Below are 11,752 nucleotides of genomic sequence, written 5' to 3'. Positions count from 1 at the left end.
CCACCAATGTCACGCCATCAGCAGGGTCTGCGCTGCGCTAGGCGGATGGCTCCGCGCAGACCCTGCTGCTATAAATGGTGTCATTTCTATCTAGCGGAGATAGTGTCTTTTCTAAGCAGCTCAAACAGCTGGTTGTAAGGGCGGATTCTATCTCGAAGTGCAAATTTCCTGGATTTATGGGGTTTCCCCCTTTTTGCAGGAAGGTGTTTGAGAAATGGAATCCTATCAACAAGATCCGACGCATTAAAACCCTCCCTAAATTGATGTTATTTTTATGTATAAATGCCAGAAATACGCATTTTCACTTGATAAGTATTTGGCTTGGAACCGTTTGCCGTCCTGGCCAAGGATGCTTCGCGAGATGTTGATCGCGTTCGATTTATCTAGCTCTACCCGGTCTATCGCCCAGCACTTCGGATTAGTCGCGGAACTGGGCTGATTGTTTCGAACCGGATATGACCGCAAATCCCGACTGCGCGCCATTCTTCTTTAGGCAATCCAGCGTTCGTCGTTTGGAACGCCACCAAGACCGCGCGGCAGTCTCATCGGGAGATCAAGCTATCCCTCATCACCTGATTGCAATGCCGATTTTGCCACGATGTGTGCCGCTCTGCTGATATCTGAGCGCATCGGCCAGTTGGTCGAGCGGGAAGACTCGATCTATCCACGGCTTGATGCCGAGCCCTTCGATGCCGCGCACCATTTCGCGCTGATGTTGCCGTGAGCCGACGGACACAGCGATCAGACGCACCTCCTTCCTGAGCATTAATGTCGTAGGTATCGGTCCATCGCTCCCAGAGAGCAGGCCGATGAAGGCGATATGGCCGCCTCGGCAAACAGCGGCAATCGACTGCGGCAGCGTTGCCGGACCGCCGACATCGATGACATGATCGACCCCGCCTCCACTCAACTTCCGGACGACGTCGCCCCAAGCCGGCGTCGTGCGATAATTCACCACTTGATCTGCTCCGAGACTGCGCAGCCATTCGAGCTTCTCGTCCGACGAAGAGGTCGCGATGACGTGCGCGCCCATGGCCTTGGCAATCTGTAGCGCGAATACGGATACGCCGCCGCTACCCTGCACTAGAACCTGTTCACCCGGTTTGAGACGTCCATTCGAGATAAGACCGCGCCAGGCGGTAAGTCCAGCGCAACAGAAGCTTGCAGAATCCAAATGGGAGTAGCCCTTTGGGCTTCTTGTAAGCGAAGTAGCCGGCAGGACGACCCGTTTGCGGGCAAATCCGTCCAACTCGTCTCCGTAAATGCCCAGACGACCGCTCCGAGGCGTCCCATCCTCCCAGTGCGCGTAGAAAGTCGACATGACGGCGTCGCCTACTGCGAAGGCTTCGACGCCCTCTCCGACAGCCGAAATCTCTCCGGCAGCATCCGAAAGCAGAATCCGACCGTCACCGACGGGAAACATGCCCGAGCCCACCGCATAGTCATGAAAGTTGAGCGAACTGGCATGCACCTCCAGCAGCACCTCCCCCTTGCCGACTGGGGGTGGCTCGGCGATGTCGGAGGCCACCACGTTTTCCAGCCCACCAGGCGCGTTCACGATCATTGCAAGCATAGCATTTTCCTCGTCCTAAACGTCTAGTCATAAGCGGTGAGTTCGTGAGGCACGCCCCTATCCACCCACCGCAATCTGCTTCAAAGGCATGTGGACATTGGCCAGATCCGCCGGGCAAGGCTCCATGCGGCCGACCACGAGCGACTTTCCCTCGACATAGTCCTTAACCGAATTGACGCAGTCGAGGGCTATGACGCGCCCTGCCTTCAAATAGATCAGCGAGAAACGTCGGCTCGCGACGTCCCCGCGGATGATGACCGAGTCATGCCCTGTCAAAAGGCCGACAGTCTGGAGCCGAAGATCATACTGATTAGACCAGAACCACGGCACCGCATTATAAGGCACAGGATCCCCGGTGATCGCGCGGGCGACGACAGTGGCCATGTCGTTGGCATTCTGGACCGATTCCAGCCGGATCTCAATGCCGTCGGCGAAATGGTTGCGGTGAAGGGCGCAATCGCCGATCGCATAGACGTCGGGCAGGGACGTCTTTCCATGCTGATCAATCGCGACACCGTTTCCGCCTTCGGCACCGGCGGCAAGCAGTGGTTGGACCGCCGGAACGATGCCAATGCCCACGATAACCATTTCGGCCGGGATGCTTTCACCGTCGGATAGTTCCACGCCGGATGCTCGGCCGGATGTCTCGCTCAAGCATGCAACGGTGGCATTGAGGCGAATGTCGACGTTGTGTGCGCGATGCTCGGCCTCAAAGAAGCGGGATAGGGGCTCGCCGGCAACGCGGCCCAGAACCCGATCCAGTGCCTCGATAACCGTGACTTTCTTGCTCAACTTGGAAAGCACGGCTGCCGCTTCGAGGCCGATATAGCCCCCGCCAACGACCGCCACATTCCTCGTCATCGCGAGTTCCGCCTTCATCGCATCGACGTCTGCTCGGCTGCGGACCGAATGCACGCCCGGCAGATCATGTCCCGGGCAAGCCAATGCGCGCGCATGCCCACCAGCCGCCCAGATCAAATGCTCATACCCAATGGTCTGCCCCTGATCGGTTATGATCGTGTGGGCTTGAGGGTCGATCCCGACTACACGTCGCCCCGTCAACATCGCTATTTCACGGTCCGACCAAAATGACGCCGGCCGGATCAAGAGACGATCGAAATCCTTCTCCTGCGCGAGATACTCCTTGGAGAGCGGGGGGCGCTCGTAAGGGATTTCCGGTTCTTCGCCGATGATCGCGATCGATCCTGCAAACTTGCGTTGACGGAGCGCGATTGCCACCTGTGCGCCGCCATGCCCGGCTCCAACGACGACCACCGCATATTTTTCAAGTGTCACATCGTTCTCCTGCATTTCCCGTTTCGGCACACCAAGCGATGGCTATCGACAGCCATCAGGCTTCGGATTGGCTGCAGAACTGATCGTGATCGATTCTGACCTCCGTCTGCATCCAGCTGCCTCTTATGGTCGATTGGGGGCTTTGTTCCCCGCCAAGAGAGCATCGATGGCCGAGGGATCTGACAAGGTCGATACATCGCCGATCGACCCGGGATCGCCTTCTGCTATCTTACGCAGGATACGCCTCATGATCTTTCCAGACCGCGTCTTGGGTAAACTCGGTGCGAACTGGATGGCATCGGGTGTCGCAATTGGGCCAATTTCATTGCGGACATGATCACGCAGCGTACGGCGGAGCGTATCGCTTGGCTCGATCCCTGCATTGAGGGTGACATAGGCATAGAGCCCCTGACCCTTGATGTCGTGGGGGAATCCAACCACCGCCGCTTCCGCAACCGCTTCGTGGAACACGAGTGCACTCTCCACCTCGGCGGTACCCATCCGATGGCCCGAGACGTTGATGACGTCGTCGACGCGGCCGGTGATCCAATAATAGCCATCGCCGTCCCTGCGAGCACCATCCCCGGTCGTGTAGACGTTGGGGAAAGTCCGGAAATAGGTGTCGAAGAAGCGGTTCTCGTCCCCCCACACGCCGCGCATCTGTCCTGGCCAGGAGCGGCCAATGACCAGGTTACCCTCAGCTTCGCCGCGCAGTTCATTCCCCTGCGCATCGAGCAAAAGGGGCTCGACGCCGAAGAAGGGAAGTGTGGCCGAGCCCGGCTTGGTCGGCGTCGAGGGGAATGGCGTAATCATATGGCCACCGGTCTCGGTCTGCCACCAAGTATCCATGATGGGGCATCGGCCTTCGCCAACTATGTCGAAATACCAGCGCCAGGCTTCGGGGTTGATCGGTTCGCCGACCGAGCCGAGTATCCGCAGGGAAGCGCGGCTGGTCGCAGTGACGAAGGCATCTCCCTCCTTCATCAGCGCACGCAGCGCCGTCGGCGCGGTGTAAAGAGTTGCGACTTGATGCCGGTCCACGACCTGCCAGATCCGACTGGGGCTCGGCCAATTGGGCACGCCCTCATACATCAGCGTCGTAGCGCCGTTTGCTAGCGGTCCATAGACGATATAACTGTGACCGGTGATCCAGCCGATGTCGGCAGCGCACCAATAGATCTCGCCCCGACGGTAATCGAAGACCGAGGCATGGGTTAGAGCGGCCCACAGGAGATACCCTCCGGTCGAATGAACGACGCCCTTGGGCTTTCCGGTCGATCCCGAGGTGTAGAGAATGAAAAGCGGATCTTCGGCCGCCATGGGCTCGGCCGGGCAGTGCGGCTCAGCATCGCTGGCGAGATCCTCATACCAGTGATCGCGACCGACCTGCATCGCCAACGGCGCACCAGTCGCGCGCACCACGACCACGGCATCGACGCCACCGCAGATCGTCACCGCCTCGTCGACGGTCGCCTTGAGTGGGACCGTCTTTCCTCCACGTCTGCCTTCGTCGGCCGTGATGACGATATGGCTCTGGCTGTCGTCGATCCGCCCGGCAAGCGCTTCGGCCGAGAAGCCTGCAAATACCACCGAGTGGACCGCGCCAATCCTTGCGCAAGCAAGCAACGCGAACGCCGCTTCGGGGATCATCGACATATAGATGGTGACGCGGTCGCCCTTGCGCGTGCCCAAGACCTTGAGCACATTGGCCATACGGCAGACCGCCTCGTGCACCTCGCCATAGCTAAACGTCCGGGCCTTTTGCGAAGGATCGTCTGGTTCCCAGATGATGGCGGTCTGGTCGCTCCTATCGGACAGATGGCGATCGATACAATTGACCGAGGCGTTGAGGATGCCATCCTCGAACCACCGGATGTGGAAATCCTCCTCAGCGAAGGACCAGTCTCCTGCCTTGGTCGGCGGGCGCATCCAATCGAGGCGCTCGGCCTGCTTGAGCCAGTAGCGCTCCGGGGCATCGAGGGAGCGTTCGTGCTCATGCGATCTCCGCTGCAGATCGGGCTCGCACACGTGAATAAAAGGATTATGCATTTGTCTTCTCGGGTCTGGGGCTTTGGGATGTGGCGCAGAACGGCGTCACGGCTGGCTGGCCCGCTCGATGACCATCGCGATGCCCTGACCACCACCGATGCACATGGTGATAAGTCCATATCTGCCGGCGATGCGTTCCAGCTCGTAAAGCGCCTTGACGACGAGGATGCAGCCGGTGGCACCGATCGGGTGGCCGAGGGAGATGCCCGAGCCATTGGGATTGAGCTTGTCTGATGGAAAATGGAGCGTCTGCGCGACGGCGCAGGCTTGGGCGGCGAACGCCTCGTTGGATTCGATCGTGTCCATGTCGTCGACGGTCAGGCCAGCCCTTTCCAAGGCGATGGGCACTGCCTTGATCGGGCCGAGGCCCATACGGCTGGGTTCGACACCGGCATGGCCCCAGCTGAGGATCTTTGCCTTGGGCCGCAGCCCGAAGGCGTCGACGCTCTTTTGCGAAGCCAGCACCACGGCAGCGGCGCCATCGTTGACGCCCGAAGCGTTGCCGGCCGTTACCGACCCGTACTTGCGAAAGACCGGCCGCAAATTGGCCAGGTCGTCGATGCTGACATCTTCACGGATATGTTCGTCTTGATCAAACGCGCGTACGCCTTTTCGGTCCTGGATCTGCAGTGCCACGATTTGATCCTTGAACCGGCCGGCAGAACGCGCCGCAGTTGCACGTCTGTGGCTCTCATGCGCAAGGGCGTCCTGCGTCTCACGACAGATCGCAAAATCGCTTGCAACGTTTTCTGCCGTCACGCCCATGTGGTCGCCGCTGAACGGATCGCTCAGCGAACCCGTGAGCGTGTCGACCATCGTGATGTCGCCCATCCTCTGGCCAAATCTCGCCGTCACCGCCATATGCGGAGCTCTGCTCATCGTCTCCGCGCCGCCTGCGACCACAATGTCGGTCTCGCCCAATGCAACCATCTGCGCACCCGAGATAATCGCTTGGAGACCCGAGCCACAAAGGCGATTGAGCGTCAGGGCCGGAACATCGACGGGGATGCCGGCCTCCACTGCCGCCACGCGGGCGAGATAGGCGTCCATCGGCACGGTCGGAATGACATTTCCCATGACGACATGGCCGACATCGGCGCCTGCGACGCCCGCTCGGGCAAGCGCTTCACGAATCACGATCGTTCCCAGCTCAGTGGGCGAGACGTCCTTGAGGCTGCCCCCAAAGGTTCCGATCGCAGTGCGGGTACCCGCTAAGATGTAGATGCTTTCCATCCTTCACTCCGAAATTTCTGATGTCGAGCGGGAAGATATTCCAATGCCAAGCAGTCTGAGTTGGAGGCATGGAAGACGTCCTCTTGCAATTGCTAGATGCTGCACGCCTGATGCCATCAAAGGTAAGTATTTCGACACCTTCCATCGGCCAATGGAGGCTTCGCAAATGGCGTAGAGCGACAGGCGTCTGCGGAAGCAGGCAGAACCTGCGCCATGTGCGGCACCCAGAACGCTGGCCCACCCGCCATCCTCCTCGCGAAACCAGACTTGCCGAATCGCGGATGGTCAAAAGACCGGCAAGGCTGTTGAAGGAGCCGACTACCGTTCGGGAGTGGGTTCGGCCGTACGGCGTCGAGTCCGTATTGTAAAAATGGTGGCAGGCGCGACTTGCCATGAGGGGATGTCTAATGAGGGGACTCTACGTGAAATCCGGTATTTCCGCGCTTGCGCTCGGCAACGCTTTGCTCTGTGCGGCCACCGTTTCGGCTCAGACGACGCTGCCCCCGCAGGACCAGAACGCCGCAACGATAGACGAAATCGTGGTCACAGCGCAAAAGCGCAGCCAGTCGATCAACGACGTCCCGCTCTCGATCACCGCGGCGTCGGGTCTCCAGCTTACCCAGCAGGGCATCACGGACGTCCAGGGCTTGGTGAAGATATCGCCCGGTTTCAACGCCATCGACAGCGGATATGGCACGCCGATCTACTTCCTGCGCGGCGTCGGCTTCTTCGATAGCACGCTCGCCGCCAAGCCTACCGTCGGCGTCTATATCGACGAAGTGCCCATTCCCTTCTCGATCATGTCGTCCGGCGCGTCGTTCGACCTCGAGCGGGTCGAGATTCTTAAGGGGCCGCAGGGTACGCTGTTCGGATCGAACGCGACGGGCGGAGCGATCAACTACATCGCAGCCAAGCCAACCGTCTCGCCCGAGGCGGGTATCTCGCTAGGCTATGGCCGGTTCAACCGCTTCCATGCAGAAGGCTTTGTCAGCGGCCCGCTGTCCGACACGCTCTCGGGGCGCCTTTCGGTGAGGCACGAAGGCGGCAGCGACTGGCAGCGCAGTTACACGCGCGACGCGACACTTGGTCAGCGCGATTTCACGCAGGCGCGCGCGCAGATGCTCTGGAAGCCGGATGCGTCGCTCCGGGTCAGCCTGACCGTCAACGCCAACAAGGACAATTCCGACACACAGGCAGCGCAGCTCGTCGTGCCCTTTCAGCAGTCGACGGGCTATTTTGATCCCCGGCTCGTCGTATATCCTAGCGCGCCGAGCAACGATCGTGCAGCGGATTGGGGCAACACAAACCCTTTGCGTAAGGACAATTGGATGGTCCAGACCTCGGGTAGAATCGAATATGATGTGAGCAACGACATCACATTCACTTCCATCAGTTCTTATTCGCGCTTCAAAGAGGATTATGGGCAGGATTCCGATGGCACGGCGCTTCAACTGACCGACCTTAGGATTAAAGGCACCATCCGTTCCTTCTCCCAGGAAGCGCGCATGAGTGGAAAGTTCATGAACCGAGGCTCGTGGGTCGTTGGTGGGAATTATGAGAACAGCCGCGCCCATGAACTGGTGAATCAGTATCTCAAAGATCAGTCGTCAGGTCATGCCTTTGACCGGTTGGGCCTGCCGCCGATAAGCAATGTGCCGCAGGACAGTCTCACCCGCTACAAAAGTTGGGCCTTGTTCGGCGATACGAGTGTCCCGGTCACCTCGACGCTCACGCTTAGCGGCGGCGCGCGGTACACCAAAACCACGGTGAACTTCTCTGCCTGCAACAAGAATAGCGACAACGGCAGCTACGGGCGGGGGTTCGAAATCTCTTTCAACTTGCCTCCCGGCACGATCGGGCCTGACAGCTGCGTCACCCTCGGGCCGGGTAATGTGCCGACGCGGTTCGACGGCAAGCTTCCTGAGGATAACGTTTCTTGGCGTGGCGCGGTGGAATGGAAACCCGCCCGTGGGCAACTCCTATACGCCAGCGTCAGCCGGGGCTTCAAGGCCGGCTCCTATTCTACATTGCCGGCCAGCTATATCAACCAGTATGCGCCTGTCACGCAGGAACAGGTTACCGCCTATGAGGTCGGATTCAAATCCGCGCTTTTCCAGCGCCTGCTGCAACTCAACGGCGCGGTGTTTTACTATGACTACACCGACAAGCAGCTTAAGGGTCGTGCCATTGTGCCGATCTTCGGGCCGCTTGAAGCGTTAGTTAACATTCCCAAGTCGCGTATTTGGGGTGCTGAAATCCAATATACGGTCAACCCCATGGACGGGCTTCGTCTGACCGGTGGTGCGACTTACATCAGCACCAAGGTTACCGGTTCGTTCAACAACTACACGGCGTTCGGCAGGCTGGTCGACTTCAAGGACCGCGCCTTCCCGTTCACTCCCAAATGGCAGATCAACTCGGATGCAGAATATCGCTGGCACGCGAGCGACGCGCTCGAAGCTTATGTGGGCACTTCTTATACCTTCCGCAGCAGCACCAATGGCGATTTTGTACCGGATCCGCGGCTTGCCATCGACAGCTATGGGTTGCTGGATCTGCGAGCTGGTATTGAAAAGCCATCGGCCGGTTGGCGGCTAGGCCTGTTCGGTACCAATGTGACCAACAAATATTACTGGTCGACAGCGGTGCGGCGGGGCGACGCGGTCATCCGCTTCGCGGGAATGCCGGTCACTTATGGCGTCAATTTTGCCATTAATTTTAAATAACTGGCGGGATGACCGGAAGCCTCGGGATCGCTGCGACTGAACAAGCAGCGATCCGCAGATTTGAGGAATGACCCTCTCCACGGGAGATGAGATTTGACGGACGTGTCTACCGCATCCCTTTCAGGCCAGGTCGTGCTTGTGGTGGGCGGTGGCCGCGGTCTGGGGCGCCGCTATTGTCTCGATCTGGCTGCGGCCGGCGCGCAGGTAATGGTAACCGGTCGAAGCGCGACGGTCAGCGATGTTGTCGACGAGATCCGATCGACCGGTGGCACCGCCCATGCCGTTATCAGCGACAGTCGCGAAGGCGCTGGAATCGTCGGAGCCACAACCGCGGCATTCGGCCGCATTGATGCGATGGTCTACAATGCCGGCATCGTGCGCGACCGGAGCTTTGCCAATATGAGCGATGCCGAATGGGACGAGGTCGTTGATGTCCACCTTCGTGGCTCCTATGCTTGCGCGAAAGCGGCATGGCAGCCGATGCGCTCGCAAGGCGGCGGTTCCATTCTGTTCACGACGTCGGGTGCCGGTTTCCACGGCGGGTTTGGCCAGGCAAATTATGCTGCTGCCAAGGCCGGCATCTTGGGCCTGACACGGTCGTTGGCTATAGAAGGGGCCAAATTGGGCATCCGGGTGAACGCCATTGCGCCGATCGCCAGTACCGACATGACTGCGAGCGTCTTTTCCGATGCGCTCAAATCGGGGCTTCCGGCTGAGGCCGTATCGCCCTTCGCCATCGCGCTGCTTGATCCGCGAAGTGTGCTGACGGGCGTCATTATGGAAACCGGCGGCGGCTGGGCTTCCGCTATGCGCTGGCAGCGCAGCCTTGGTCGTCGCCTTCAGACGCCGGACCCAACAAGCGCATTTGCCGCGTTGGCCGACATCATCGATTTCACAAGGGGCTCGGACTACCCGTCGTCAACGGCCGACTCCCTGGCTGCCGCCATGGATGGCGCTAGGGATAGTCGCAATCCCTGCGATGTCCTGTGACCGTGAGCGATCATCTCGCCGAACCAACGGCACCAACGGTAGCCGAGAGACAAGGGAGAGAAGATTTGGTTGGATTCATTCGCACACCCGAGCGCGCGGTGATTTCGACCATGGCGTCCGACGGTACCGTCCGGATGATGTCGACGCTTGAACTGCCGCCGGTACACCGCTCCCTACCTCATCTGTTCGACGCGGTGACTAGTCGCGTACCGGACAATCTTTTCATGCGTCAGCGAGAGCCGTCGGGTGCATGGCGGTCCATCACCTACCGTCAGGCGCAGCGCGCTGCCAACGCGCTGGCACAGTGGCTGATCGATCATGGCGTGGGGTTCGGCGATGGTGTCAGCTATCTGTCCGGGCCGTCGATCGAACATGGCATTGCGGCAATCGGGATACAGCGATCGGGCGCTGCCATAGCGCCCGTCACCGTCGCCTATTCGCTCGCGTCTTCCGATTTTACGCGGCTTTACGGCTGTGTTTCCGCCATCGGAGCTAAGGTCGTCATCGTCGATGATGCCGAGCGTTACCAGGACGCCATGCGGGCGCTGTGCGAACTCGGGGTGATGTTCATTGCCATTTCGGGTCACCTTCCAGATGTCCCGACTTTTACTTGGGACGAGGTCATCGCCACGCAGCCTACTACCGCAGTCGCGCAACGCATGGATGCGATCACCCCTGAGACTACTGCCCGAATCATGTACACGTCCGGCTCGACCGGAAGCCCCAAGGCAACGCCTCAGCCGCAGTCGAGCCTGACGGTGACAGTCGCCCAGAACGAAGCACTCGGACTGCTCGATTTCGACGGCGAGGCGCCGCAGTTTCTCGAATGCATGCCGTTCAGCCACATCATGGCGGGGAATTTCAACTTCAACAACGTCGTGGCTACGGGCGGGACGATGTGGCTCGACGAAGGCAAGCCGACGCCGGCACTGTTCGCAACGACGCTAGCGAACCTGCGCGACGTCTCGCCCCATTTTTACATCAGCGTTCCTATCGCCCTTGCCATGCTCTGCGATGCGATGGAGTCTGACACCGATCTTCGCGACCGCTTTTTTGCCAATTTGCGGTTCATCGGTTTTGGCGGTGCGGTCCTGCCCGATACAGTGCGCGATCGCATGCTCGCCCTGTCGCGTCTCGCGCGGGGCGCCGACGTGCCAATCTTCAGTTTCTACGGCGCAACCGAATGTATGTTCGGCGCAATGCGCTACTGGAGCGACGGCCCCTCCAGCGTCATTGGCCTTCCGCCGCCAACGACGCAGGTCAAGCTTCTCGATCTGGGCAACGGCCGAATGGAATTGCGGCTCAAGAGCAGGACGATGATGCCGCCCAGCGGCTATATCGGGATTTCAGGCGCAGCGCCCGCGCTCTTTGACGAGGAAGGCTTCTACCACACCGGCGACGCAGTGCGCTTCGCCGATGCGAACGACCATGCGCGTGGCCTGTTGTTCGCTGGACGGATCGCGGAAGACTTCAAGCTTTCGTCCGGAACCTTCGTGAACGTGGCGGCGCTGCGCGAAGCCCTGCTGAGCGACCTGTCATCGCTCATTTCCGAAGTCGTTCTGTGCGGCGCCGATCAGGATCATATCGGCGTCCTGCTCTGGCCGTCCCCGACATATGATGTGCACGGTGGCCCGCGGGCCCTGCGTGAAGCGCTCGAGCGCTTCAATGCCGCGCGCCCAGGAAGTTCGCGGCGTATTGGCGCCGCCCTTTTGGTCGAGGAACCCCTCTCCTTCGAGCGCGGAGAGAAAACTGACAAGGGGAATGTTGCGGCTCATGTTGTGAGAGAAACGCGTCGCGAAGCCGTTTCCCGCCTGTTCGAGGCGGACAGCGAATTTCCCTATTTCAGGTTTGACCGACCCCTTGGCAATGTGGCGGAATAGCGTGT

Annotated in this window: 7 protein-coding genes; 3 read left to right on the top strand and 4 right to left on the bottom strand. The window is 59.9% G+C overall.

Annotation, left to right across the window (positions count from 1 at the left end):
- Nucleotides 1-568: 568 nt before the first annotated feature.
- The 4 genes from WA070_RS01590 to bktB all read right to left on the bottom strand — a co-directional run bounded on the left by WA070_RS01590 (nt 569) and on the right by bktB (nt 6,151).
- Nucleotides 569-1,573 carry a zinc-dependent alcohol dehydrogenase family protein gene (locus tag WA070_RS01590; RefSeq protein ID WP_422632478.1) on the bottom strand — a complete coding sequence of 335 codons (1,005 nt, stop codon included), beginning with the start codon at nt 1,571-1,573 and terminating at the stop codon, nt 569-571.
- Between the two features lie 57 nt (nt 1,574-1,630).
- On the bottom strand, nt 1,631-2,884 hold the full coding sequence (locus tag WA070_RS01585) for an NAD(P)/FAD-dependent oxidoreductase (protein WP_422632477.1): 1,254 nt from the start codon (nt 2,882-2,884) through the stop codon (nt 1,631-1,633).
- Between the two features lie 108 nt (nt 2,885-2,992).
- Nucleotides 2,993-4,918, bottom strand: a complete 1,926-nt coding sequence (gene acs / locus WA070_RS01580; protein ID WP_422632476.1) for an acetate--CoA ligase — start codon at nt 4,916-4,918, stop codon at nt 2,993-2,995.
- A 45-nt stretch (nt 4,919-4,963) separates the two neighbouring features.
- Nucleotides 4,964-6,151, bottom strand: coding sequence for a beta-ketothiolase BktB (bktB, locus tag WA070_RS01575; protein ID WP_422632475.1), 1,188 nt, complete (start codon nt 6,149-6,151; stop codon nt 4,964-4,966).
- A 422-nt stretch (nt 6,152-6,573) separates the two neighbouring features.
- On the opposite strand from bktB, the gene WA070_RS01570 reads away from it, so the two are divergent.
- The 3 genes from WA070_RS01570 (at nt 6,574) to WA070_RS01560 (ending at nt 11,747) form a co-directional block, all read left to right on the top strand.
- Nucleotides 6,574-8,877 (top strand): TonB-dependent receptor, encoded by a 2,304-nt coding sequence (locus WA070_RS01570; RefSeq protein WP_422632474.1) that lies wholly within the window; start codon nt 6,574-6,576, stop codon nt 8,875-8,877.
- A gap of 132 nt (nt 8,878-9,009) precedes the next feature.
- The gene (locus tag WA070_RS01565; protein WP_422632473.1) at nt 9,010-9,867 is read left to right on the top strand and encodes an SDR family NAD(P)-dependent oxidoreductase; all 858 of its coding nucleotides are present in this window, start codon (nt 9,010-9,012) and stop codon (nt 9,865-9,867) included.
- A 2-nt stretch (nt 9,868-9,869) separates the two neighbouring features.
- The gene (locus tag WA070_RS01560) at nt 9,870-11,747 is read left to right on the top strand and encodes an AMP-binding protein (protein WP_422632472.1); all 1,878 of its coding nucleotides are present in this window, start codon (nt 9,870-9,872) and stop codon (nt 11,745-11,747) included.
- Nucleotides 11,748-11,752: the final 5 nt, after the last annotated feature.

The sequence above is a fragment of the Sphingobium sp. genome (assembly GCF_049304695.1).
GTDB lineage: Bacteria > Pseudomonadota > Alphaproteobacteria > Sphingomonadales > Sphingomonadaceae > Sphingobium.
The sequence above is the reverse complement of the archived record's forward strand: the minus strand, read 5'-3'. Positions and strand labels throughout refer to the sequence as shown.